Annotated in this window: 24 protein-coding genes and 1 pseudogene; 2 read left to right on the top strand and 23 right to left on the bottom strand. The window is 62.9% G+C overall.

Annotated elements, in window-relative coordinates:
- Positions 1-7: 7 nt before the first annotated feature.
- The 17 genes and pseudogenes from AC25M7_RS20250 to AC25M7_RS20170 all read right to left on the bottom strand — a co-directional run bounded on the left by AC25M7_RS20250 (position 8) and on the right by AC25M7_RS20170 (position 13,802).
- Positions 8-2,296 (bottom strand): hypothetical protein, encoded by a 2,289-nt coding sequence (locus AC25M7_RS20250; protein ID WP_486971392.1) that lies wholly within the window; start codon positions 2,294-2,296, stop codon positions 8-10.
- Positions 2,297-2,421: 125 nt separating this feature from the next.
- Positions 2,422-2,724 carry a phage tail assembly protein gene (locus AC25M7_RS20245; RefSeq protein WP_028690637.1) on the bottom strand — a complete coding sequence of 101 codons (303 nt, stop codon included), beginning with the start codon at positions 2,722-2,724 and terminating at the stop codon, positions 2,422-2,424.
- A gap of 12 nt (positions 2,725-2,736) precedes the next feature.
- Positions 2,737-3,246 (bottom strand): phage major tail tube protein, encoded by a 510-nt coding sequence (locus AC25M7_RS20240; protein ID WP_023628885.1) that lies wholly within the window; start codon positions 3,244-3,246, stop codon positions 2,737-2,739.
- Between the two features lie 13 nt (positions 3,247-3,259).
- Complete coding sequence (locus tag AC25M7_RS20235; protein ID WP_069016700.1) at positions 3,260-4,426, bottom strand: phage tail sheath subtilisin-like domain-containing protein; 1,167 nt, start codon at positions 4,424-4,426, stop codon at positions 3,260-3,262.
- A 109-nt stretch (positions 4,427-4,535) separates the two neighbouring features.
- Complete coding sequence (locus tag AC25M7_RS20230; protein ID WP_486971391.1) at positions 4,536-5,087, bottom strand: hypothetical protein; 552 nt, start codon at positions 5,085-5,087, stop codon at positions 4,536-4,538.
- Positions 5,088-5,097: 10 nt separating this feature from the next.
- The gene (locus tag AC25M7_RS20225) at positions 5,098-5,403 is read right to left on the bottom strand and encodes a gp53-like domain-containing protein (protein WP_476261450.1); all 306 of its coding nucleotides are present in this window, start codon (positions 5,401-5,403) and stop codon (positions 5,098-5,100) included.
- Positions 5,404-6,444: 1,041 nt separating this feature from the next.
- A pseudogene (locus tag AC25M7_RS20220) lies at positions 6,445-7,581 on the bottom strand (phage tail protein); the annotation flags it as partial.
- Positions 7,574-8,182, bottom strand: a complete 609-nt coding sequence (locus tag AC25M7_RS20215; protein WP_486971390.1) for a phage tail protein I — start codon at positions 8,180-8,182, stop codon at positions 7,574-7,576. The gene AC25M7_RS20215 and the pseudogene AC25M7_RS20220, both read right to left, overlap by 8 nt.
- Before the next feature lies 1 nt (position 8,183).
- On the bottom strand, positions 8,184-9,065 hold the full coding sequence (locus AC25M7_RS20210) for a baseplate assembly protein (protein ID WP_182323100.1): 882 nt from the start codon (positions 9,063-9,065) through the stop codon (positions 8,184-8,186).
- Positions 9,062-9,388: a GPW/gp25 family protein gene (locus AC25M7_RS20205; protein WP_028690641.1), complete on the bottom strand. Its 327-nt coding sequence runs from the start codon at positions 9,386-9,388 to the stop codon at positions 9,062-9,064. Before AC25M7_RS20205 ends, AC25M7_RS20210 begins: the two co-directional genes overlap by 4 nt.
- Positions 9,389-9,491: 103 nt before the next feature.
- The gene (locus AC25M7_RS20200; protein WP_023631778.1) at positions 9,492-9,824 is read right to left on the bottom strand and encodes a hypothetical protein; all 333 of its coding nucleotides are present in this window, start codon (positions 9,822-9,824) and stop codon (positions 9,492-9,494) included.
- Between the two features lie 248 nt (positions 9,825-10,072).
- A complete protein-coding gene (locus tag AC25M7_RS20195; protein ID WP_028690643.1) occupies positions 10,073-10,633 on the bottom strand; it encodes a phage baseplate assembly protein V in 561 nt (186 codons plus the stop codon).
- Positions 10,630-11,127 (bottom strand): hypothetical protein, encoded by a 498-nt coding sequence (locus tag AC25M7_RS20190; protein WP_028690644.1) that lies wholly within the window; start codon positions 11,125-11,127, stop codon positions 10,630-10,632. Before AC25M7_RS20190 ends, AC25M7_RS20195 begins: the two co-directional genes overlap by 4 nt.
- 62 nt (positions 11,128-11,189) lie before the next feature.
- A complete protein-coding gene (locus AC25M7_RS20185; protein WP_062361286.1) occupies positions 11,190-12,020 on the bottom strand; it encodes a putidacin L1 family lectin-like bacteriocin in 831 nt (276 codons plus the stop codon).
- Positions 12,021-12,030: 10 nt separating this feature from the next.
- Positions 12,031-12,219 (bottom strand): zinc finger domain-containing protein, encoded by a 189-nt coding sequence (locus AC25M7_RS20180; protein WP_028690646.1) that lies wholly within the window; start codon positions 12,217-12,219, stop codon positions 12,031-12,033.
- Between the two features lie 25 nt (positions 12,220-12,244).
- A complete protein-coding gene (locus tag AC25M7_RS20175) occupies positions 12,245-12,592 on the bottom strand; it encodes a phage holin family protein (RefSeq protein WP_028690647.1) in 348 nt (115 codons plus the stop codon).
- Between the two features lie 463 nt (positions 12,593-13,055).
- Positions 13,056-13,802 carry a LexA family transcriptional regulator gene (locus AC25M7_RS20170; protein WP_081791564.1) on the bottom strand — a complete coding sequence of 249 codons (747 nt, stop codon included), beginning with the start codon at positions 13,800-13,802 and terminating at the stop codon, positions 13,056-13,058.
- Positions 13,803-13,954: 152 nt separating this feature from the next.
- On the opposite strand from AC25M7_RS20170, the gene mutS reads away from it, so the two are divergent.
- Together mutS and fdxA are read left to right on the top strand one after the other, a co-directional pair.
- A complete protein-coding gene (mutS, locus tag AC25M7_RS20165) occupies positions 13,955-16,528 on the top strand; it encodes a DNA mismatch repair protein MutS (protein ID WP_486971389.1) in 2,574 nt (857 codons plus the stop codon).
- Between the two features lie 140 nt (positions 16,529-16,668).
- Positions 16,669-16,992 carry a ferredoxin FdxA gene (gene fdxA, locus AC25M7_RS20160; RefSeq protein WP_028690650.1) on the top strand — a complete coding sequence of 108 codons (324 nt, stop codon included), beginning with the start codon at positions 16,669-16,671 and terminating at the stop codon, positions 16,990-16,992.
- A gap of 546 nt (positions 16,993-17,538) precedes the next feature.
- Here fdxA and rpoS read toward each other — a convergent pair.
- From rpoS to ispF, 6 genes are all read right to left on the bottom strand, one after another.
- Positions 17,539-18,546 (bottom strand): RNA polymerase sigma factor RpoS, encoded by a 1,008-nt coding sequence (gene rpoS, locus AC25M7_RS20155; protein ID WP_011535249.1) that lies wholly within the window; start codon positions 18,544-18,546, stop codon positions 17,539-17,541.
- Between the two features lie 105 nt (positions 18,547-18,651).
- A complete protein-coding gene (locus tag AC25M7_RS20150) occupies positions 18,652-19,506 on the bottom strand; it encodes a peptidoglycan DD-metalloendopeptidase family protein (protein ID WP_028690651.1) in 855 nt (284 codons plus the stop codon).
- Positions 19,507-19,690: 184 nt separating this feature from the next.
- Positions 19,691-20,329 (bottom strand): protein-L-isoaspartate(D-aspartate) O-methyltransferase, encoded by a 639-nt coding sequence (locus tag AC25M7_RS20145; protein ID WP_162175259.1) that lies wholly within the window; start codon positions 20,327-20,329, stop codon positions 19,691-19,693.
- A gap of 38 nt (positions 20,330-20,367) precedes the next feature.
- Complete coding sequence (surE, locus tag AC25M7_RS20140) at positions 20,368-21,117, bottom strand: 5'/3'-nucleotidase SurE (protein WP_028690653.1); 750 nt, start codon at positions 21,115-21,117, stop codon at positions 20,368-20,370.
- A complete protein-coding gene (gene truD / locus AC25M7_RS20135; RefSeq protein ID WP_062361379.1) occupies positions 21,105-22,163 on the bottom strand; it encodes a tRNA pseudouridine(13) synthase TruD in 1,059 nt (352 codons plus the stop codon). The genes surE and truD overlap by 13 nt, the downstream gene beginning before the upstream one ends.
- Entirely contained in the window at positions 22,160-22,633 is a 474-nt protein-coding gene (ispF, locus tag AC25M7_RS20130) for a 2-C-methyl-D-erythritol 2,4-cyclodiphosphate synthase (RefSeq protein WP_028690655.1), read from the bottom strand. Before ispF ends, truD begins: the two co-directional genes overlap by 4 nt.
- Positions 22,634-22,670 lie beyond the last annotated feature (37 nt).

Genomic DNA, 22,670 nt, shown 5'->3' with positions numbered 1-22,670 from the left:
ATCCTCCTTAAAGTGCGATATGTGGGGTGTCGGCCAACTGCGCGGAACGGGCCTGGCGCATGAGTTCCTCGAGCTGGCGACGGGCGATGGTCTCCAGTTGCGCAAGCGTGCCTGGGTCGTCGAGGCTATTGGTGACACTGACGGGCATGTTCGAGGTGAACGTGAACTGCTGGTTGTAGACGGCTGCCGGCGGTGTGGCAGCAGGTGTCGATGTAACGGCGGGCGGCCCCTGTGCAGGTGTCACCTGACTGCTTATCGAGCGCACCACATCACCGGGTACGGCCTTCTGTTCGAGCGTGTCCTTGGGCGCAGCGGACGTAGCCCCGCCGGCCTTGGCTGCAGCATCCCCTTTGACCGGCTGATCCTTGCCGCCAAACCAGGTCTTGCCCAACCAACCGCCGAGCTGATCGCCCACCATCCCACCCAGTGCGGCACCGAAGGTGGTGCCGAGCACCGGCACGACAGAGCCGATGGCCCCGCCGACCAGCGTCCCGACCAACCCACCGACGGCGCTGCCGTAGCCTTCGGCTTTCTCGCCATCAGGCTTGTCGTTGGTGAAGGTTTCCAACCCTTGCCGAGTCGCTTTCAGCACCGCAGGCTTGGCCAGGACCTTCATCGCCGCGCCAACGCCCCTGGGTTCCGGTGCTGAGGCTGCATCGGGTGTAGGTTGAGCCGTTTGGGAAGCTTGCGCGCCTTCCTTGGCAGGTTCGCTTGCCGCGGCAATCTTGTTGCTTGCAGACTTCGCGCCCCCCGGATCACCCTCGGCAGCAGGCGTTGCGGATGACTCCACGTTTCCGGCGGCCAGTTTGGCAACCTCCTTGTCACCACCGAACCAGGTTTTACCGACCCAGCCACCGACCGCCTCACCCACCATGCCGCCGACCGTGGAGCCGACGACAGTTCCCAGGCCCGGCACGACCGAGCCCAAAGCACCACCAACCAGCGTGCCGACCAAACCACCTACAGCATTGCCGTAGCCTTCGGCCTTCTCGCTATCGGACTTGTCACTGGTGAATGTCCCAAGGCCTTTACCCACGGCTCCAAGTACCGCTGGCTTGCCGAGCGATTTAACGGCACCGCCCATCTTGGCGAGCATTCCCTTGGGAGCGTCGGCTGCTGCTGAGGACGGCGTGACTGGCGTTGAAGCGGGTGCTGCTGGTGGCTTATCCGTCACGGCCTTCAGCAAACCGCTAGCGGGTGCTTGCATGGGTGCAGCTACCAGAGGGACCTGTGCACCAGACCCGGTTGCATCACCCAGAGCCAACAAGCGTTGACCCGCAAGTGTAGCGCCGGCCCCGAGTTCGCCAAAGGCGCTGCCCAAGGCCGGTAGCGTGCCTGCGTCAACCTGTGCCTCGAACAGGCTGACCGAGGGCCCGGCCAACTGGAGCGGCGATGCAGTCGTGGCAGAATTATCCGCAGACGCCTCAGGCTTGCTGCCCTTGTCGTCACTGCTGTCGGTGAAGAAGTCGTACAGCCCCTCGCCAGCGCGACCGCCAAGCTTATCGCCCAGGTAGGCACCAAACAGGCTGCCGTACTCCTCACCACGCTTGCCGCCGCTCGCACCGCCCTTCGCCGCCCCAAGGGCCGCGCCAAGGAGGTTGCCGGCAAGCTCGCCGATGGCAGCACCGACACCCTTGGACTTCGCCCGGCCATCCTCACCGGTCACCATTGCCTCGGTGCCCTTCAGCAGCGCTGTAACAGCGCCCATCTCGGTCTTGCTATTGACCGCCTTGACGGCCCGCTGCCGCTCTTCAGGAGACAGACGGCGACTGGCCTTGTATGCCGCAATCCCCCCTGCGGCAAGCCCACCCAGGCTTGCCATGACGATTCTGGTTTTCTCGCCGGCACTACGGGGCGTGGATGTGGTTTTGGCCGGTGTCGTCGGCTTGACCGGCGTCCCAACCGTTGTCTTGCCGTTCGCCGCCGGCAGCAGCAAGGGTGGGTGCCAGACGCTGCGAGCGGGCAACGGTTTGAGTCGCGGCAACCCCGCGATCACCTGCCCGAGGCGAACGTAAGCCTGCTGCAGATCAGCGACACGATCGCCTTCATCGCGCAAGCGCTCGACCTGCGTGTAATGACTTCCTGCCTGTTCACCGGCCAGCCTCCTGCCGACCTGCCCCGCCTTGTCCAGCTCCAACCCCAGACGGATCACCTCTGCGATGAGGCGTCCCAGGCGGGTGCCATCCGCCTCCATGCGCAAGTGTCCGATGCGCTGACGGAGCTTATCGAACGCGGCGCCCAACGGCCTGTCGGCGCTGACGCCGAGCCCGAGGGTGAACACCTGTGTGTTCGCCATGGGTTCCTCCTTGTCATTCCGCCAACCACCAGACCATGTCGCTGTACGACATGGTCATGATTTCGCTGGCGGAAAAGTTCAGCTCCTTGGCCAGCCGCCTGGCGGCGGCTTTCTGCCGGGCAGGGTCAAACCTCGTCGTCCTGCACCAGGCGAAAATAGCCAGTCTGCAGGCGGCTGTAGTCCTTCAGGGCCAGGCCCTCGAGGTCCTTGACGCCAACCTCGGCGAGCGAGGCGAACAGGTTCAGTTCGCGCTGCTCGTCATCGCCCACGCCACCGGCCTGGGCATTGCGGATGTCACGCACGGTCGGTGCGCGCAGCGACAGGCTGTCAACCTGCACACCGTTGGCCTCGCTGGGGCGCGACAGGCGCACGGTCACGCGCTCGGCGTCGACGGTCAGCCATTGCGGCAATTTTTTCGCTTGAGCCATCGAGCGTTCTCCTTAAAGACCCAGGGCGGCGCGCTGGGCGGCCAGTTGGTCGACGCCGTCGATCACCCGCTTCATGCCCAGGGCGTCGATTTCGTAGACCAGGCGGCCATCGACTTCGAGCTTGTAGTAGGTGACGGCGACGCTGTGCTTGATCTCGGCCTTGTCGCCGGACTTCCAGTCACCCATGTCGATCTCTTTCAGCGAGCCGCGCAGGGTGACGATGACCGGGTTGATCTTGCCCTTCAGGCCCTTGAAGGCGCCGCGGAAGGTGCCGTTGAAGGCGGTGCCGTCGGCCAGGCCGAAGAACTTCAGCGACTCGCGGCGCACGCCGGTGGTGGTGAAGGCGGCTTCCTGCTTCTCCATGCCCTGGTCCATCTCGACCGGCATGTCCATGCCGCCGGGGCGGTGCTCTTCCATCTTCAGGGTAAGCTTGGGCAGGGTCAGGCTGGGCACGTCGCCCTGGAAGCTGACGCCATCGACGAACAGGTTCAGGTTGGCCAGTGTTTCGGGAATCATTGCCATGCGGATGCGCTCCTTAAGCGGCGGAATCGAGGACTTCGGTCAGCCACTGGTTGGTGACTTCGACGCGGAAATTGGGGTTTTCGGCAGGCGGCACATCGGTGAAGCGGATGTTCCAGTACACCTTGCCCTGCTCCAGTTGGCTGGCGGTGTTCAGCTCCGGATCGGCGAAGACCTCGAAGTTGATGATCGCGCCCTGGTTCTTCAGGTCGCGCATGAAGGCCTGCAGGCCTTCGGTGACGTCCTTGACGTAGGTGGCGGTGATGGAGCGGTCGACGGCCCACTTGTGGCCGTAGAGGATCGCGTCCATGACAATGTCCATGGTCCGTACGCGGGTGACGAAAGCCCATTTCGGGTCGCTCGACAGGGTGCGGTTGCCCCACAGGCGGAAGCCGTCGTCGCGGATGATGGTGGCGATGTTGGCGTTGTTCAGCAGGTTGGCGCGGCAGGTGTCGTCGCCATCGAGGAACTCCACGGCGCGGGTGGTGCCGGTGATGCCGACGAACTCCTTGTTCGAAGGCGAAGCCCAGAAGCCGTACTCGCGGTCGGTGAAGGCGAACAGGCCGGCAACCCAGGCCGACCCCGGCGCGTCGACGGTGGCCTCTTCGGCGTTGTCCCAGTAGCGCACGCCCGGATCGACCAGGAAGGCGCGCTTGGCGCCGAAGTTCTTGGCGTAGGCGATGGCCGCTTCATCGGTGGTGTTGGGGCCGTCGATGATGGCGATGGCGCGCAGCTTGTCGGCCAGGGCCACCAGGGCGGTGCCGACGGCCTGGGTGGCGCTGTGCTTGGGGGTGACCAGCAGGCGCGGCTGGGCGTTGAAGCGGCTCTTGCCGTCGAGCAGCGCCTGCAGGCCGGTGCGCTTGCCGTCGGCCAGCACGTTGCCGATGATCGCCGAGGTCTGCTCGGCGGCATCTTCGAGCTTGGCCACGCCGCAGGCGACGATGACCGCCTTGGCGCGGCTGTAGATGGCGCGGCAGGCCTTGGTGATCGCCGCGTCCTGGCCGAACGCCGCGACCGCTTCGCGCTCGCTGGTGATCAGGATAAGGTCATTGGCCTTGGCGGTGACGCCCGGGCCTTCGGTGAAGGTGTCGACCAGGCCGATGATCGAGGACGACGGCAGCGCGATGCTGCGGGCGCCGGTGTCGACGTTGGTCACGGTGACGCCGTGGAAGAATCCACTCATGTAGGTTTACTCCAGGTTCAGATATGAAAAAGCCCCGCGGGTGCGGGGCCTGGAAGGGGGGCAGGATGAACAACGCCCCGAATATGTGGGGCCTCCTGAAAGGCAGAAGTTACTTGGCTTTAGAACTGGTGATTAGTTCGATCTCTCGCACCAAAGACTGATAGCGTTCGAATCGGGCTTCGCCATCGGCAATATCCAGTTCATGCTTGCGCATGCGCAGTACCGCTAGAGCCTCCTGGTCCATCCGTTGTTGCTCAGCCTGCTGAATGATGAGGTCAGCAGCTTCGGTGCAGCTCACGCCTGCGGAGTCCGCGTAACTCTTGATCCAGATTCCGGCATCGCTTTGATAGCCGGCATTCCTGTATTGTCGGGCAGCATTTTCACGAGCAAGATGCTCCTTTTCAAAACGGCTCCAGTTCGCATAAATGATTGCCACCTGATCATCGATCAATCTTTGCAGCTCTGTGAATGCTGGCCACACTTTGTCACGTTCCAGGATCGCAGGTGGAAATACGCTGAAATCCAGGGTTTTGTAATCCGATTGTGCCTGTAAAAGTTGCCCATAGAGCTCATCAGAAATTTTTTTACCAGACTCCGGAATATCCTGATGAACCTCATCGTTGTAAAACGTACGTTCACCTTTCACCACGAAAATTGACATTGACTACTCCTCAAAAGCCGATCGCGCGCCACTGCACCGTGCGCCCGTCTGCAGGATTGGTATCGCAGAAAGCCTGCCCATCAAAGCCCAGAGTACTGGGCTTTCCAATACTTACTGACTGTCGATCCTGTCGGTAATAGGACACACGATCATAATCCTCAATCGTTACGCCAATGCTCGCGACAACGGACAGGCAACCGTTAGGAAATCTCAATGGGAAAACCGTATCAATATTGGCTGTTGAAATGTTTGCCGGAAGATAGATTGTCCCCCACTGCTCAATTAACCCATTGGGATTTTTTGCCCAACCGTTCATAGCAATTAGGGATGAATACCCAGGGGTATTGGACAAGCCACCAGCGATCACCGTGTAGATATTGTCGGATACACACATCAACATAACCGGTAGCTCGTTGGAGCGGATGGTGATTGTGTCGTACTGCCTGGATCCGATGCTGATGTACCCACCAGCAGCTACGGGTTTCTTTATGGTCACCGTCCCGTCACCATCGCCCACCGAAATCGTGAAGACCGAACCGGTTGCAATTCCCGAGGACGGTAACTGGAGACTGCCACTCCAAGCACCGACACCTCCCATGTAGGTCAAGCGCCCAACATGTTCGGCCGTCAGTGTGGAGCCCACCGCAGCGGACACGACTTTTGAAGACAGGGTAAAACCGCTCTCTTTGACGAACTCGGTTGTAGCCAAGCGCGTCGAAATGTCACCCCGTCCAGGTGTCGGTGCTACGGGGTTACCTATGAGTGCCGGGCTATCCGTAGATGCAAGTACCCGCCACGGTGACCATTTCTGCTCATCGGACATCACTCGAACGGCCTGAAACACCGGATCGGATATCGCCCCTGATTGTCCAGAAGTAAGCGTCTGAGTCAGATAGTTTTTATCATTGAAACCGTTGACGACCAGCGAATAGCGACGCGAACCATTTGCCCATCCGGTAGGCAGGTTTATCATACCCGCTATCGGCGTCATGTAATTGCCAGGAACGGTGTACTTGTTTAGGTCCACCTCGCCGTTGACGATGGCCACGCCCAACCCATAGGCACCGGAAGTCACCATCCGACCCGGTGTGTTGTCCGTCTGCGAGGCCATCTTCGGTGTATTGAGGCTGTCCCACAATTGCGCCCAGGCACTCCAAGTACCGTTAAGAAAACGAGATCGCTTAAAAGTCAGCCCGCCTGGTGCCCCCCCCACGCCGTTGGTGACAGACTCCCAGAACTGCAAGGCGGACTTTTCAGAGTCTCGCTCCAAATGAAGCAACATTCCACCAACGATGGTTTCCCCGGTTGGCGCATATACAGGAAACGTACCGCTGGTAATCGTCGAAGAGATATACAGACCTGTTTCGTTAAGCTGATCAATATTACCAGCCCACACATACGCGACATTTGTTGCCAAACCATAACGAGCCAGTACATTTCGTACGAATGCGGTAGTGGCAATTGACGTATCGTTGTCTGTTGTTGGTGGTGTGGGTGCCTTGGGATCACCCGTAAGTACTGGGTTTGCGAGCGGTGCTTTAAGCAGCAGAGCGCTGTCAACCTGGGCTTTGGTATAGACATCAGTCAGGCCATATCCAGCAGCCGTAGTCGGATTGCTTGCGGCTGTCACACGTCCATATTTATCGACCGTGACACTGCGATAAGTACCCGCGCCTACTCCACTTCGACCGAAGGCCATTTCATAGTCCTGTGCACTTACTCCCAGCGTGATCGGACCATCACTGACTAGTTGCCAAGCACTATCGCCATTGACTACGCCTCTCTCTATCAGCACCAGAAGCCCTGGTGTAACCTTGGTATCGGTATCAGCATCAGTGCAGCGCACCCATGCGCCTGCGGCGACCAAGTAGAGACCATTGTCCTTGGCTGCCGCCTGGTTCTTCACCAAAACCCGAGCGCCAACCTGCAATGCAACGCCATCGATCACCTGTAACCCACTCAGCGAGATGGCTGCCGTCGTAGCCACCTGCACCGAATGCTTGAAGTCCTGCCGCGCCAGCTCCTCGGTAACCCACTCACGAGTGGCTAGGACCACCGCTGGATCGATCTTCAGTTGCACGTTGCTGGCGCTGCTGACGATCAGGTTCATGCGCACCACCTGGGTGCGCCCCGAGCCCTGGCTGAGCAACGGTTTGTAGGTCGGCGCGCAGTTGGCCACGGCGACCATGTCGCCATCGGCGTCGTACAGCGCGATCTCGCGGATCCACTTGCCGCCGACATCCGCCGGGATGACCTGCTCGGCGACGATGATCGCGCTGTTCTTGTCGTCCACCTTCAGCTGGTTCAGCGGCGCCCGGCGCCATTCGTTGATCAGGCTGGTCTGGGTGGCGTTGGGGGTGGGGTCGGTGCCGTTGGCGTCGCCCACGCCCATCTGGGTGATTTTCCACGGGATGCCCAAGGCATCCGCGTTGGCCTGTTTCGCCGCGCCCACGTTGGTGAGGATGGCGTAGAACTGGGAATTCTGGTCAACCATGTGCAATGTCCAAGGTATCGATTGTGTGTTCCCGGCCGCCACGCCCCATGGCGCCACTGACGATCAGGTCAGGAGGTGCCGGCGGGTAGACGTCGAGTTCGTCGCCGTCCTGCAGCGCGCAGCCGAAATAGAGACCGCCACGGCTTTCGAGACTGATCGCCAGACCAGTCATGTGGCGGCTGACCGGCCGGGCGTCGTCGATCAGCGACGACAGTTCGTTGTAGGTTTCCTCGCTGATGCCGGTGTCGGTCACCCCGACCTTCAGGGCAAAGGTCCCCGGTACGCCGGCAGGCTGGGTCTGCCACCATTCCTGCACCTCGATGAGGTAGCCGAATGGCTCGACCACCCGCCGGAGAGCGCCGAGGGTGCCCTTGTGGGCGTGGACGAAGAACGCCGAGCGGATCACCGAGCGCTTGATCGCCTCGCTCCAGCTGTCGTCCCAGCGGTCCACCGACCAGGCCCAGGCCAGCTGGTAGAGCAGGTGCGCCGGGCAGGTGTCGGGGTTGTAGAGGGTGCGCAACGTGACCTTGAGGTCCTCGTCGGCCGCCACCTTGATGGCCCGCTCCAGCGGCGTGCGGTTGAGCGGCAGAAGGCTCTGCATATCAACCTCCCCGCCGCAGTACGATGCCGGTGCACCAGGCGGCCTGGGCCTTGCTCGGGCGAATGTCGCTCCAACCGACCAGCTCGACACGGCTTACGCCATCAATGTGCAACTGCGCATCGATCCCGGAGCGGGCGACCTCGACGCCAAGGCGTCGACGCGGATTGACCCAGGCCTGGAGACGGCGCCGGCATTCGCTGAGGATCGCCTCGAACTCCGGGCCGTTGTCGGCCATGTGCAGCACTGCCTCGACGCGGTACGGCAGCACCTCGGCGCTGCGCACATTGACCCGGTCGGCGACCGGGCGAATATCGTCGTCGTTGAGGTAGGCGTTTACCTGCGCCAGCAGCTCGGGGCTGGCCACGCCGTCGTTGTCCAGGCTAAGCACAGTAACGTCCACCACCGCCGGCGACGGGCTTTCGGCGGTCGCGTCGGCGACCCGCCCCGAAGCGTTGCGGGCATGGAGGATGTAGCTGTTACGCGGACCGGCGGTGGTCAGCCCTTCGTAGACCAGTTGCACCCGTTCGCGCAGGGCGTCGTCGGATTCGAGCACGGCCTCGGTCGGTGGAATCGTGCCCGGGTCCGCCGCCTGGATCACCAGGCGTTGCAGGCTGACGTTGGCCGCCAGCTGATCCAGATCGCTGCCCTGGGCATAGGCCAGTAGCAGCGCCTTGGCCGCGTCATTGATCCGTGCCCGGTTGAGCAGTTTGCGGTACGCGCCGACTTCGAGCAGCTTGGTCACCGGGTCGCTTTCCAGGTTGGCGGTCCAGTCGTCGCCCAGCTGGGCGCGGAAGCTGGCCAGGTCTTCCTGGTACAGCGCCTCGAAATCGAGGTCTTCGAGCAGTTGCGGAGCGGGCAGTTTCGACAGGTCGACCTGGCTCATACCGTCACCTCCACCAGGGCGTCATCCCCCAGGTAACGACCGCTCAAGGCCAGGCTGACCTGGCCATCGAGCACCGCGACGACCTTGACCCGCTCCAGCTTCAGCCGCGGCTCCCAGCGCCCCAGGGCCCTGGCCACCTCGGCCTGCACCGCACTCTTCCAGCCTTCGTTGACCGGCAGGTCGACGTAACGGCGCAGCTGGCTGCCGTACTCCGGACGCATTCGCCGGCTGCCCAACGGCGTGGTAAGAATGTCCTCGATGGATTGACGCAGGTGGGCCACGCCCGACAGGGGCTGGCCGGTGCGGCGGTCCATGCCGATCATGGGGCACCTCCTGGAATTGAGGCTCCAGGTAGCCTGTTCGGATAGCGCATGGTTATCACCTGGCAGGCAGGAAAGGGTTGCCCGGACAAGCCGGACAGCCGTTTCAGGAGACGAAGTCGTAGGTCAGGGCGATGGCCGCCGTGGCGTTGTTGGCGACGGTCCACAGGCCGTAGCCCGCCGGGATGAACAGCGGATAAGGCAGGGTGTACTGCGAATCAATGCCGCCGTTGATCCCGCCCATGATGGCGTGGACGCTCATGTCGCCGAGGTAGGCCGGCGCCTTCGGGCCGGTGTACAGGTTGAGGATGCCGCCGCCGGTGCACAGGGTGGCAGTGCGCAGGTACACGCCATCCTTGTTATCCGCGGCGCTGAAGACCTGGCTGACGGCGGTTGGGTGGGCGTTGAAGAAATGCTTGCCGACTTTTACTGCTTCCATGTTGCTTTACCTTTTGAGTCGAAATGATGGGTCGCGGCACATGCCGCACTCATGTCGCTCAATGGCGATCTTGCTGGGCTCAAGGCCTTAGGCTCTGTACGAAATGTATCTGCACTCGCCCATACTGCGTTGAAACGGGGCTCGGAATGCTCATGTACTCCAGTACAGTCGGGCGCGACCCCGGCCGTTCCGCCCCCCGTTTCGCCTTGTCTGGCCTTCGCGCAGACACATTTCGTACAGGCCTTGGTTCAGTGCTTGTGGTTGGCGGTGTTGCCGGCCGTGTCGATGATCCGGCCACCGCCGTTGATGTCGCCGCTGACCGTCAGCGGGCCGTTGATGGCAACCTTGCCGGTCAGGGTGATCGACGCGGCGTCGAGAGTGATGGCGTTGTCGCTGACCACCAGGGTACTGGCGCCGACCTTGACCGTGGCCTGGCCGCTGGGCAGTTGGATGTCATAACGTTTGGCCTGCCAGTCGTAGGCCAGTGAGCCGCCATCGTCGAAGCGCCAGACCTCGACATGGTCGCGGTTGTCCGGCGCCGTCCCGGCATTGCCGTACAACCCCGCGACGAAGGTGCCCAAGGCCGGTTCGCCGCTGGGGCTGATCAACACGCCCTGCTCGTCCAGGCTCGGTGCCCGCCAATGGCGGGCCTTGCCGGCAGCCTGGGCATGCCAGCGCACCCAGGCGCTGGTCCAGCCGCCGCCATCGGACACCCGTACCCGGGCCGCGGCCAGGTCCACCGCCACTACCCGGCAGGGAATCACCAGGCTGGCCAGCATGCGATCGTGCATAGCGCTGGCGTAGCTCATGCCAGGTCCTCCGGTGACAGGTACTTGTCCTGGTTGCCGGGCCCGGTGTCCGGCGCGAAGCCCAGCATCAGGCTGCCCGCCGGCTGGTCGGGCCAGGGCCACTGGACACTGCCCAGCAGGACCGGTTGCTCCCATTGCACCCGCCAGGAAGTGCCCTCGGCTTCGGCGAGGATGTCTCGTGCGCCCTCGACGTAATCAAGCCCCCAGGACTGCTGGCGCAGCACATCGATCAGCTGCGCCGCCAGCACGCCGGCCTGCGTCCGTGCCTGCGCGGGGGTGCCCTGGGCGGTGACGCGGGCCTCGAAGGTCGCCATCAGCAATGAGCGACCGTCACGCAGCGCCTCGTCGCCACGCATGCGCAACACGCCATGGACCAAGGCCGGCAAGGCTGGTTCGAGCGTGACGTCGCCCTCCGTGGCGACCGTGGCGAAGGCCGGCAACGTCGCCCGCAGGGTGGAGGTGACGGCCGCGTACAACTGGGCCAGTTCGCTCATGCTTGTGCTCCTTGAACGCTCGGTTCGACAAAGGCCGGGCCCGTGAAGGCCCGGCGCCCGACTCAGAAATGCCAGGTCCAGATGTCGATCGGCTTCTGGTCAGGGTTGATCTTGCGGATATGGCGATAGGTCGGCTGGAAGCCGAAGCGCGCCCATACCGGTTTCTCGTCGAGGATGGCGATGCTGCCGTTGGCCTGCAGGCGCAGCACAGCGCTGGCATGGCCGCCGGTATGCGAGTGCCACAGCACCGCATTGCCGGCACCGTAGACCACCAGGTTGCCGTCACCCTGGAACACCGCGCGCACGGCGCCCTTGCCTTGAGTGCCGGCGTTCCAGGTGGCCGCGCCGTTCGGGCCATAGGCCACGAGATTACCGTCACCCTGGAACACCAGCTTGCTGGCGCCCGCGCCGTACACCACGCCCTGTACCAGCTCGGAGCCAGGTGCCAGCAGCAGCGAGTCGATCGCGCCAGGCACCAACGGGATGGCCGGCGTGCCGTTCCACAGCGCCAGCGAGTCGACCAGCACGATATTGCCGTCGTCTTGCAGCACCAGGTGGGTACGGTTCCACTGGTCGTTGCTGGTGAAGGTGCTGTTGTCAGTCAGCCACACCCGGCGTCGCGAGTAGTCGTCGAGGAACGCGCCGTACTGAACGTAGAAGGCCAGCGGGGCCTTCTTGTTGCGCAAGGGGATAGTCGAGCTGAAAGGTTGCTGTTCATTGGCGACCCAGACGGTGGCGCCGTTGTCCTGGATCACCAAATTGCCATCGCCCTGCAGCAGCAGCTTGAAGCGCTGATTGGGCGACAGCAGGTACTGGCCCGCCGACAGGGTCTGGTAAGCGGGCAGCACCGAAGTGCCGACGCCGTTGAAAGGAATGCGGGTACGACCTGCCATGGTGTTTCTCCTACTGGATCGATTGAAGGGGAGCTGGACTCTGCGGCCCGTCCTGATCGCTCGTCGGCACGTTGTCGAGGCCCGTGGCCTTCATGTGGTTCAAGGTCGCGCAACGCGAGCACTTGATCTGGACCACCGCCGCCCCGCCGATGCGGGCCAGCAAGCGGTTGCATTTACCGCAGCGAAACTCGTTGAACATTCGCTTTTCTTCCTTGTTGCCACGTTCATTCTTCGTCCTGGCGTACAGCCGCGGGCTGTTCGTCCAACCCCAGCCGCCGAGCGGCCCAGCGCTCGTAAAGGCCGATGGCCACGTCGGCGCCGGCCATGGCGGTAAGGCAGCCAAAAGCGCTGGCACTCCAGATCGACATGCCGCTGGCGTACAGCAGCATGACCGTCGACACCCCGCAGACCATGCAGGCCCCCGAGCGCAGCGCCAGCCGCCTGAGCAGCCCCCAGCCGCGGGCGCCGGCCTTGTCGGCGCGCCACATCTCGCCGGAAAGTCCGCCCAGCAATGCCAGGAGGATCACCAGCCAGAGCGGCATCTCCAGCAACGTCTGTTGCTCGTTCGTCACGTTCCTGTCTCCTGTGTGTTTGCCCGCCGGCGACAGGCCGGCGGATCGTGATTGGCTTGACTCGGCATTCCAAAAAGCCCGCTATGCAGGCTTTTCAGTAATGCGCGGTGTAACCGTCGGCCACGACTGGTGACGCCGTACGGTTGCGCTTCAAATTGGTGACTCCGACCGCGGCCGCCTGCCCGCCGGATAACTGATCGTGGTGCTTTACGCTGCACACCCGGGCCAGTTGCCAACCCTCTGAACAGTCGAGGCCTGTTCATCGCTGCCTGTATCTCAACCGGTTTGCGTCCGGCTTGGGATACATATTATGCATTCATGCATATGCAGTCAATGCACAAACTCAAATTTTTATGCATCAGCTTTTGCTCCTATGCATGGAGGCCTGATCCGACGTGGATGTAGGGGGGTTCTGAGGACGAAAAAAAACCCGCCGAGGCGGGTTTCTATCGAGGCGCGGGGATCAACGGGCGTACATGCCCCACCAGAAAACGTGACCGAGGAGGCTGATCTGTTCTTCCTGCATCTGCTGGAAGCTGTAGTCCTCGTCGGGGTGCTCATCGCGGTTGAAGCTGCGCAGGCGGATGCCGGTGGGCAGGCGGTACACTTGTTTCACCCGCAGCTGGCCATTGTGGTTGATGGCATAAAGGTCACCGTCGATGATGTCGCCGATGGTGCTTTTACCGGTATTGACCCCGACCGTGGCGCCATCGCGCAGCACCGGCAGCATGCTGTTGCCACGTACCGTCACGCACTTGGCGTTGTCGAACTGCACGCCATTGTGGCGCAGGCTGCGTTTGCCGAAGCGCAAGCGAGCGTTCTCGCTTTCCTCGATGACGAATCTTCCTGATCCTGCTGCCAACTCGACCTCACGAAGAAAAGGAACGGAAACCTCGTCGTCCTCGACGGGGGTTTCATCGTCCCACAGGCTGATATCGCTCAGGGCCGCGTGGCCCTGGGCGAGCGGGACCGCGTCACGGGATTCACCCAGTTCGACACGGCCGCGCAACTGGTCGGTGCTCACGCCGAAGTACTCGGCGATCTTCGAGACATGCTTGTCCGAAGGATCGACGATCTTCTCGCTGAGGATCCGCGACAGGGTGGATTGAGGCACACCCGTGCGCCGATGCAGCTCTGTAGGGGACAGGCCGTGGCGGGCGAGCAGTTCTCTGAGTACGGAGGCTACGTTGCGTTTTTGCATAATGCGCATAATGCAACCGCGGAAGCGAAAATGCAATGGGCCCTGCAACAGGCAACCTGCGCAGATTTGCCCCATCCCATCCGACCTGCGTCGACCGGAAAAAGCCTGTACCATTAGCGGTTTCGAAATTTGCCACCAGACCACCCGCTGTAAGGCCCTGAATGTCTGATCTCTCCGCACACACCCCGATGATGCAGCAGTACTGGAAGCTGAAAAACCAGCACCCGGACCAGCTGATGTTCTACCGCATGGGCGATTTCTACGAGATCTTCTACGAAGATGCGAAGAAAGCCGCGAAACTGCTGGATATCACCCTGACCGCCCGCGGTCAGTCCGCGGGCCAGTCGATTCCCATGTGCGGGATTCCGTTCCACTCGCTGGAAGGCTACCTGGCCAAGCTGGTCAAGCTCGGCGAATCGGTGGTGATCTGCGAGCAGATCGGCGACCCGGCCACCAGCAAGGGCCCGGTGGAGCGCCAGGTGGTGCGCATCATCACCCCGGGCACGATCAGCGACGAGGCCTTGCTCGACGAGCGCCGCGACAACCTGATCGCCGCCCTGCTGGGTGACGAGCGCCTGTTCGGCCTGGCGGTGCTGGACATCACCAGCGGCAACTTCACCGTGCAGGAGATCAAGGGCTGGGAGAACCTGCTGGCCGAACTCGAGCGCATCAACCCGGTGGAACTGCTGATCCCCGACGACTGGCCGCAGGGCTTGCCGGCCGAGAAGCGCCCCGGCGCCCGCCGCCGCGCACCGTGGGACTTCGACCGCGACACGGCGCGCAAGAGCCTCTGCCAGCAGTTCGCAACCCAGGACCTCAAGGGCTTTGGCTGCGACAAGCTGACCCTGGCCATCGGCGCCGCCGGCTGCCTGCTGACCTACGCCAAGGAAACCCAGCGCACCGCCCTGCCCCACCTGCGCAGCCTGCGCCACGAGCGCATGGACGACACGGTCATCCTCGATGCCGCCAGCCGCCGCAACCTGGAGCTGGACATCAACCTGGCCGGTGGCCGCGACAACACCCTGCAATCGGTCATCGACCGTTGCCAGACCGCCATGGCCAGCCGGCTGCTGACCCGCTGGCTGAACCGTCCGCTGCGCGATCTGAAGGTGCTAAAGGCCCGTCAGGATTCGATCCGATGCCTGCTCGACGGCTACCGTTTCGAGAAGCTGCAACCGCAGCTCAAGGAAATCGGCGACATCGAGCGGATCCTGGCGCGAATCGGCCTGCGCAATGCCCGTCCCCGTGACCTGGCACGCCTGCGCGATGCCCTCGGCGCCCTGCCGGAGCTGCAGAACGCCATGACCGAGCTGGAAGCGCCGCACCTGGCGCGGCTGGCCGCGATCACCGGCACCTACCCGGAGCTGGCCGGCCTGCTGGAGCGGGCGATCATCGACAACCCGCCGGCGGTGATCCGCGACGGTGGCGTGCTCAAGACCGGCTACGACAGCGAGCTGGACGAGCTGCTGGCGATCAGCGAGAACGCCGGCCAGTTCCTGATCGACCTGGAAGCCCGCGAGAAGGCCCGCACGGGCCTGGCCAACCTCAAGGTCGGCTACAACCGCGTGCACGGCTACTTCATCGAGCTGCCGACCAAGCAGGCCGAGCAGGCGCCAGTCGACTACATCCGCCGGCAGACGCTCAAAGGGGCCGAACGCTTCATCACCCCCGAGCTCAAGGCGTTCGAGGACAAAGCGCTGTCGGCCAAGAGCCGCGCCCTGGCCCGCGAGAAGATGCTCTACGACGCCCTGCTCGAAACCCTGATCGAGCACCTGGCGCCGTTGCAGGACAGCGCCGCCGCGCTGGCCGAACTGGATGTGCTGAGCAACCTGGCCGAGCGCGCCCTGAACCTGGACCTGAACTGCCCAAGCTTCGTCGACGAGCCGTGCCTGCGCATCGAGCAGGGTCGTCACCCGGTGGTCGAGCAGGTGCTGACCACGCCGTTCGTGGCCAACGACCTCGGGCTGGACAACGGCACGCGCATGCTGATCATCACCGGCCCGAACATGGGCGGTAAGTCCACCTACATGCGCCAGACCGCCCTGATCGTGCTGATGGCCCATATCGGCAGCTTCGTCCCGGCCGCCGCCTGCGAACTGTCGCCGGTCGACCGCATTTTCACCCGTATCGGCTCCAGCGACGACCTTGCCGGCGGGCGTTCGACCTTCATGGTCGAGATGAGCGAGACTGCCAACATCCTGCACAATGCCACCGACCGCAGCCTGGTGCTGATGGACGAGGTCGGCCGCGGCACCAGCACCTTCGATGGCCTGTCGCTGGCCTGGGCCGCCGCCGAGCGCCTGGCCCAGCTGCGCGCCTACACGCTGTTTGCCACCCACTACTTCGAACTCACCGTGTTGCCGGACAGCGAACCACTGGTGGCCAACGTGCACCTGAACGCCACCGAACACAACGAACGCATCGTGTTCCTGCACCACGTCCTGCCGGGGCCGGCGAGCCAGAGCTACGGCCTGGCCGTGGCACAACTGGCGGGCGTGCCGGCGGCGGTGATCCAGCGCGCCCGCGAGCATCTGGGCCGGCTGGAGACTGCCAGCCTGCCCCACGAGGCGCCAGTCATGCCGGCCCGCGACAACATGCCTCACGTGCCGCACCAGAGCGACCTGTTCGCCAGCCTGCCACACCCGGCCATCGAGAAGCTGGCCAAGCTGGACCTGGACGACATGACGCCGCGCCAAGCTATCGAAATGCTATATCAACTGAAAAACCTGTTATAACGGCCCACCGCGCAAGCTGGTAGAATCCGGCGCGGTTTGCGAGCACTGCAGGTTATTAGCCTGGCCTGCAGCCAGCACCGTTAACCGCGCTGCCCTGGTAAGGAAGGGCAAGCTGCCGTCGCCTGAGGAGAGAATTAGAAATGACCTTCGTCGTCACCGACAACTGCATCAAATGCAAGTACACCGACTGCGTGGAAGTCTGTCCGGTGGACTGCTTCTACGAAGGCCCGAACTTCCTGGTGATTCACCCGGACGAGTGCATTGACTGTGCGCTGTGCGAGCCGGAGTGCCCGGCTCAGGCGATTTTCTCGGAAGACGAAGTGCCGTCCGGCATGGAGAACTTCATCGAGCTGAACGCCGAGCTGGCGGAGATCTGGCCGAACATCACCGAGAAGAAAGACGCCCTGCCGGACGCCGAAGCGTGGGACGGCAAGACTGGCAAGATTGCCGATCTGGAGCGCTGATCGCGTTCAGTTGCGAAAAAGGCCCGAAAGGGCCTTTTTTCATTTCCGACAGGCAAAAAAAAGGGGCGGTTTGACCCGCCCACATTTTTTTCCGTAGTCCCTGTATGTCCCAATCATCATCCACTGATGAATCGCGTCCCGCGATGTCCCTGGCCGTCATCCTTGAAGGCCTGTGTCTGTCCCTTGACACAGTTCGAATACTAGCGATTCCCCGGTACGGAACAAGCGACGAATATCTCAGGATGATTCAGACGACACATCTTTTGATATTTATAAAACCTATATATTTCATATAGTTAGAAAAAGTACGCCACTGGAAACGACATTGATTTACTGATCCCTACAGCGATCGCTTACATGACGAGTAAGCGAATGCTTACACGCGATGCTACGAGGGTGGAGAAATAAATACTTCGCAGGTGACAGGCTATGGGGTTGTGAGTAAGGCCCCTCAATGATGTCAGGTCAGTCAACCAGATTGGCGCCTGCGCAAAAAACGCAAACGCCCCGAACAAGTCGGGGCGTTTGCCTGGCGCACGTCAGTGACTACTGGAACAGCGACTCGCTGGACAGGCCATTCTTCTCGAGGATCTCGCGCAGGCGCTTGAGGCCTTCAACCTGGATCTGCCGCACACGCTCGCGGGTCAGGCCGATCTCCAGGCCGACATCCTCGAGGGTGCTGCTTTCATGCCCACGCAGGCCGAAACGCCGCACCACCACCTCGCGCTGCTTGTCGGTCAGTTCGCCCAGCCACTGGTCGATGCTCTGCGACAGGTCGTCGTCCTGCAGCAGCTCGCACGGATCGGTGGGGCGATCATCGGTAAGCGTGTCGAGCAGCGTCTTGTCGGAGTCAGGCCCGAGCGAGACATCCACCGAGGACACCCGCTCGTTCAGGCCAAGCATGCGCTTGACCTCGGCCACCGGCTTCTCCAGCAGACTGGCGATTTCTTCCGGCGACGGCTCGTGGTCGAGCTTTTGCGTCAGCTCACGGGCAGCGCGCAGGTAGACGTTGAGCTCCTTGACCACGTGGATGGGCAGGCGAATGGTGCGGGTCTGGTTCATGATCGCCCGCTCGATGGTCTGGCGGATCCACCAGGTCGCGTAGGTCGAGAAACGGAAGCCCCGCTCGGGGTCGAATTTCTCCACCGCACGGATCAGGCCCAGGTTGCCTTCCTCGATCAGGTCGAGCAACGACAGGCCGCGATTGACGTAACGGCGGGCGATCTTGACCACCAGGCGCAGGTTGCTTTCGATCATGCGCTTGCGACCGGCCGGGTCGCCTTTTTGCGACAGACGCGCGAAATGCACTTCTTCCTCTGGCGAAAGCAGGGGCGAGAAGCCGATTTCATTGAGATAGAGCTGAGTGGCATCAAGTGCGCGACTGTAGTCGATGTACTTGTGCTGCTTGAGCGACGCGCCCTGTTTCGACTTGGTCCGAACCGAAGGTACAGCAGGTTCGTCTGACACCACATCCGTTTCCAAAACGATGCCTGTCTCCATCAGAAGGAGGTCATCGTCGATGTCAAACTCCGGCACTTCTTTGCTGAGAGCCATTGTTATAGTCCTTTGCTGAGTTCGAACTCAGACTCGAGCGTCACCCTTCCATGGCAGCGCCTGAGCCTGTCCCCTCTACATCCAAGGAACAGGCTGGGACATTGATCAACGGCGTGGCAGGAACTGGAGAGGATCGACGGGTTTGCCCTGGCGGCGAATCTCGAAATGCAGCTTCACCCGATCAGTGCCCGTGGACCCCATTTCTGCGATCGTCTGCCCTGCCTTGACCTGCTGCCCCTCCCGAACCAAAAGCCTGCGGTTGTGACCGTAGGCACTGACGTAGGTATCGCTGTGTTTGATGATGATGAGCTCGCCATAGCCCCTCAAGCCACTGCCGGCGTAGACCACCGCTCCATCAGACGCAGCAAAAACAGGCTGTCCCAAATCACCGGCGATATCAATGCCTTTATTCAAACTACCGTTTGAAGCAAATTTACCAATCAGCACGCCGTTCGCCGGCCACGTCCAACCGCCCACGGCGCGCTCTGCGGCGGGCACCTGGGCAACCGTTTGCGAGGTGGTGGAAGAGGCAGTAGTGGCACTTTTGCCATTACCGGTCGCCGGTACGGTGGTCGCGACCGGTCGGCGGATGACGGTGGTCTTGCTCGACGAAGAAGGGCTGCTGACAACCGTGGTGCTCCCCCCCACGCCGCTACTGAAACGAATCGGCTGACCCGGGCGAATGGTGTAGGGGGCGGGAATGTTGTTGCGCGCCGCCAGCTCCTTGTAGTCCCAGCCATAGCGGAAGGCGATGGAGAACAGCGTATCCCCAGGCTTGACGATGTACTGCCCCGAGGTGACTGTCGGGCGCTTGGGCGCGGTGTTGTTGCGATCGACCACACGGGCGCCGTTGGAGCTGGTGCTGGAACAGCCAGCCAACAGGGTACCCATGGCCAGCGCAATCACCAGAAGCTTCAATACCGACCGTTCCTTGCGCTGCCGCATGCCTGTGTGACCCACCCGCGCTCCCCTCATGCTGTCAAATAATGACGATACAAAATGCAATATTGTTTCAATTATAACCGAGCCACCCTGCCAGGGGTGACTCGCAATTGGCCTGATCGGTGTACGAATATCGCCACGCCAGATAGACAGGGGCCCGACGCAAGAATTCGTCGCCGACGCAAATATTCCGTTGCGCCACTCAGGCCAGCGGGCCGTTGAGCAGGGGCACGAAGCGCACGGCCCCGAGCACCCGGCGCGAGAAACCATGTTCTTCACGCACGATCAGCATCAGTTGCTGGGTTTCCCCCGCCGGACCGACCGGGATCACCATGCGCCCGCCCGGTGCCAGCTGGTCGAGCAGTGCCTGGGGCACCTCGGGCGCAACCGCGGTGACGATGATGCCGTTGTACGGCGCCAGCGCCGGCCAACCTTCGCAGCCGTCGCCCCAGCGGAACACCACGTTGCGCAGGTTGAGCTCGACCAGACGCTCCTTGGCCCGATCCTGCAGGACCTTGATCCGCTCAACCGAAAACACCCGTTCCACCAGTTGGGCCAGGATCGCCGTCTGGTAGCCCGAGCCGGTGCCAATCTCCAGCACCTTGTCCAGGGGCCCGGCTTCCAGCAACAGCTCGCTCATGTGCGCGACCATGAACGGCTGGGAGATCGTCTGGTTATGGCCGATCGGCAGCGCCGTGTCCTCGTAGGCCCGATGGGCCAGGGCTTCATCGACGAACAGGTGGCGCGGAGTGCGGCGAATGGCCTCGAGCACCTTGGCGTTCGACACGCCTTCTTCGTAGAGGCGCTGGATCAGCCGCTCCCGGGTACGCTGGGAAGTCATGCCGATACCGCGACGCTGCAGATCGTCCTGTTCGCGCATCAGAGCACGCCCTCCAGCCAGCCGTCGAGGCGCTCGAAGGCATCGTTGAAGGTGCGATCCAGCTGCAACGGCGTGATCGACACGTAGCCTTGCATCACTGCATGGAAATCGGTACCCGGCCCGCCGTCCTCGGCATCGCCGGCCACGGCGATCCAGTAGCCTTCCTTGCCCCGCGGGTTGACCACCTTGGTCGGCGCTGCGGCACGCGCCCGATGTCCCAGGCGGGTGAGCTGGATGCCACGGATGTGCTCCAGCGGCAGGTTGGGGATATTGACGTTGAGCACGGTGCGCGGTGGCAGCTCCAGGCGCGACTGCGCCTCGACCAGGCGCCGGGCGATATAGGCGGCAGTCGGCAGGTTGTCGGGCAGGCGCGACAGGAGCGAAAAGGCCAGCGAGGTACCGCCGAGGAAACGCCCTTCCAGGGCGGCGGCGACCGTGCCGGAATACAGCACGTCGTCACCCAGGTTGGCGCCCAGGTTGATGCCGGACACCACCATGTCGGGGGTTTCTGGCAGCAGGCCGTTGAGCCCCAGGTGCACGCAGTCAGTGGGCGTGCCGTTGAGGCTGATGAAACCGTTGGCCAGGGTCTGCGGGTGCAGCGGCCGATCGAGCGTCAGCGAACTGCCGGCGCCGCTCTTGTCTTGATCCGGGGCAATCACCACGCACTCGGCGTAATCCGCCAGCGCTTCATGCAGCGCGGCGATGCCGGGTGCGGTAACACCGTCGTCATTCGAAATCAGAATACGCATGGGCTGTCCGTCTGCCCTGCCGGCACCAGATCGACGAGTTCGCGCACCACCACGGTGGCGAAGCATCCGGCCGGAAGGACGAATTCCAGTTGCAGGATATCAGGCTCGGGATAATGCCACGACAGACGCCCAATAGGGAGCCGCAGGATGCGCCGTTCGTGATCCATGCCCGCTCGCGCCAGCCATTGGCACAACGCAGGATGACGCGCGGCGACTTCGCTCTCGAGCACCTGGGTCGCGCCGGCACAAGGCGATTGCCCTTCGCCCCACAGCGGGCCGGTGGGATGCAAGTCAAGAATGGCCAGGCGCGGATCGCTGCACTCGCCCTCTCCCGCCGGGAAGAAACTGCGACTGTCGGTGAACGCGAGCAGGTCGCCGACCTGGGCACGCTGCCAGCTGCCGTCGGCCACCCGGGCGGCCAGCACCTGGTTGAACAGGTAGCTGCGCCCGGCCGACAACAGCCGCGAGCGCACGTTGCGCTGCTCGGGCAATGCCTGGCGTGCAGCCCAGTCCTGGGCATCATGCACGTTGCCGCCGGCATGACCGAAACGCTGGCTGCCGAAGTAATTAGGCACACCCTGCTGCTTGAGTTGCTCCAGGCGGGCATCGAGGGCCGGGCGGTCGGCCTGCAGCGCGGTCAGGCGCAAGGTGAAACCATTGGCCGAATGGGCCCCACGCTGCAGCTTGCGCTGATGGCGCACCTGCTTGAGCACCCGCAGGGTGTCGTCCTCGGCGCGGGACAGGTCGGGGTCGGCCTTGCCCGGCAGGTGCAGGCTGAACCACTGGCGTGTCAAGGCTTGGCGGTCCTTCAGGCCGGCATAGCTGATGGCGCGCACCGGCACACCGGCGGCGCGGGCCAGGCGGCGGGCCGCTTCCTCGGTGTTGAGATCGCGCTTCTCGACCCACAGCCACAGATGCTCCCCCTGACCGGACAGCGGGATATCGAGGACTTCATCGACCTGGAAGTCTTCGGCCACCGCCTTGAGCACGGCGGTGCCCAAGGCTTCGCCCGAGGCCCGCGGCCCCAGCAGTTCCAGTTCGGTCATGCTGGCAGTAGCAGGGCAACCGCGTGCACGGCGATGCCCTCCTCGCGGCCGGTGAAGCCCAGCTTTTCTTCGGTGGTGGCCTTGACGTTGACCTGGTCGAGTTCGACCTGCAGGTCTGCGGCGATCTGCTGGCGCATGGTCTCGATATGCGGGGCCATCTTCGGCGCCTGGGCGACGATGGTGGCGTCGACGTTGCCGACCTTCCAGCCCTTGTCGCGCACGACGGCGACCACGTGGCGCAGCAGCACGCGACTGTCGGCACCCTTGAACTGCGGGTCGGTGTCAGGGAAATGCTTGCCGATGTCGCCCAACGCCGCAGCGCCGAGCAGGGCATCGCTCAGGGCGTGCAGCAGCACGTCACCGTCGGAGTGGGCCAGCAGGCCGAACTTGTGGGGGATACGCACCCCGCCCAAGGTAATGAAATCACCGTCGCAGAAACGGTGGACATCGTAGCCGTGGCCAATACGCATAGAAAAACGCCCTGATTGAGTCAGGGCGTGATTCTAC

This window comes from Pseudomonas sp. P106(2024) (assembly GCF_057480815.1).
Note: the sequence above shows the minus strand (reverse complement) of the source record. Positions and strands in the feature narration are given on the sequence as shown.

What these genes read in the sequence shown, in the direction of transcription:
- AC25M7_RS20250 (WP_486971392.1), bottom strand. Translation starts at nt 2,296, where the DNA reads ATGGCGAACACACAGGTGTTCACCCTCGGGCTCGGCGTCAGCGCCGAC.
- AC25M7_RS20245 (WP_028690637.1), bottom strand. Translation starts at nt 2,724, where the DNA reads ATGGCTCAAGCGAAAAAATTGCCGCAATGGCTGACCGTCGACGCCGAG.
- AC25M7_RS20240 (WP_023628885.1), bottom strand. Translation starts at nt 3,246, where the DNA reads ATGGCAATGATTCCCGAAACACTGGCCAACCTGAACCTGTTCGTCGAT.
- AC25M7_RS20235 (WP_069016700.1), bottom strand. Translation starts at nt 4,426, where the DNA reads ATGAGTGGATTCTTCCACGGCGTCACCGTGACCAACGTCGACACCGGC.
- AC25M7_RS20230 (WP_486971391.1), bottom strand. Translation starts at nt 5,087, where the DNA reads ATGTCAATTTTCGTGGTGAAAGGTGAACGTACGTTTTACAACGATGAG.
- AC25M7_RS20225 (WP_476261450.1), bottom strand. Translation starts at nt 5,403, where the DNA reads ATGAACGGTTGGGCAAAAAATCCCAATGGGTTAATTGAGCAGTGGGGG.
- AC25M7_RS20215 (WP_486971390.1), bottom strand. Translation starts at nt 8,182, where the DNA reads ATGCAGAGCCTTCTGCCGCTCAACCGCACGCCGCTGGAGCGGGCCATC.
- AC25M7_RS20210 (WP_182323100.1), bottom strand. Translation starts at nt 9,065, where the DNA reads ATGAGCCAGGTCGACCTGTCGAAACTGCCCGCTCCGCAACTGCTCGAA.
- AC25M7_RS20205 (WP_028690641.1), bottom strand. Translation starts at nt 9,388, where the DNA reads ATGATCGGCATGGACCGCCGCACCGGCCAGCCCCTGTCGGGCGTGGCC.
- AC25M7_RS20200 (WP_023631778.1), bottom strand. Translation starts at nt 9,824, where the DNA reads ATGGAAGCAGTAAAAGTCGGCAAGCATTTCTTCAACGCCCACCCAACC.
- AC25M7_RS20195 (WP_028690643.1), bottom strand. Translation starts at nt 10,633, where the DNA reads ATGAGCTACGCCAGCGCTATGCACGATCGCATGCTGGCCAGCCTGGTG.
- AC25M7_RS20190 (WP_028690644.1), bottom strand. Translation starts at nt 11,127, where the DNA reads ATGAGCGAACTGGCCCAGTTGTACGCGGCCGTCACCTCCACCCTGCGG.
- AC25M7_RS20185 (WP_062361286.1), bottom strand. Translation starts at nt 12,020, where the DNA reads ATGGCAGGTCGTACCCGCATTCCTTTCAACGGCGTCGGCACTTCGGTG.
- AC25M7_RS20180 (WP_028690646.1), bottom strand. Translation starts at nt 12,219, where the DNA reads ATGTTCAACGAGTTTCGCTGCGGTAAATGCAACCGCTTGCTGGCCCGC.
- AC25M7_RS20170 (WP_081791564.1), bottom strand. Translation starts at nt 13,802, where the DNA reads ATGCGCATTATGCAAAAACGCAACGTAGCCTCCGTACTCAGAGAACTG.
- mutS (WP_486971389.1), top strand. Translation starts at nt 13,955, where the DNA reads ATGTCTGATCTCTCCGCACACACCCCGATGATGCAGCAGTACTGGAAG.
- fdxA (WP_028690650.1), top strand. Translation starts at nt 16,669, where the DNA reads ATGACCTTCGTCGTCACCGACAACTGCATCAAATGCAAGTACACCGAC.
- rpoS (WP_011535249.1), bottom strand. Translation starts at nt 18,546, where the DNA reads ATGGCTCTCAGCAAAGAAGTGCCGGAGTTTGACATCGACGATGACCTC.
- AC25M7_RS20145 (WP_162175259.1), bottom strand. Translation starts at nt 20,329, where the DNA reads ATGACTTCCCAGCGTACCCGGGAGCGGCTGATCCAGCGCCTCTACGAA.
- surE (WP_028690653.1), bottom strand. Translation starts at nt 21,117, where the DNA reads ATGCGTATTCTGATTTCGAATGACGACGGTGTTACCGCACCCGGCATC.
- truD (WP_062361379.1), bottom strand. Translation starts at nt 22,163, where the DNA reads ATGACCGAACTGGAACTGCTGGGGCCGCGGGCCTCGGGCGAAGCCTTG.
- ispF (WP_028690655.1), bottom strand. Translation starts at nt 22,633, where the DNA reads ATGCGTATTGGCCACGGCTACGATGTCCACCGTTTCTGCGACGGTGAT.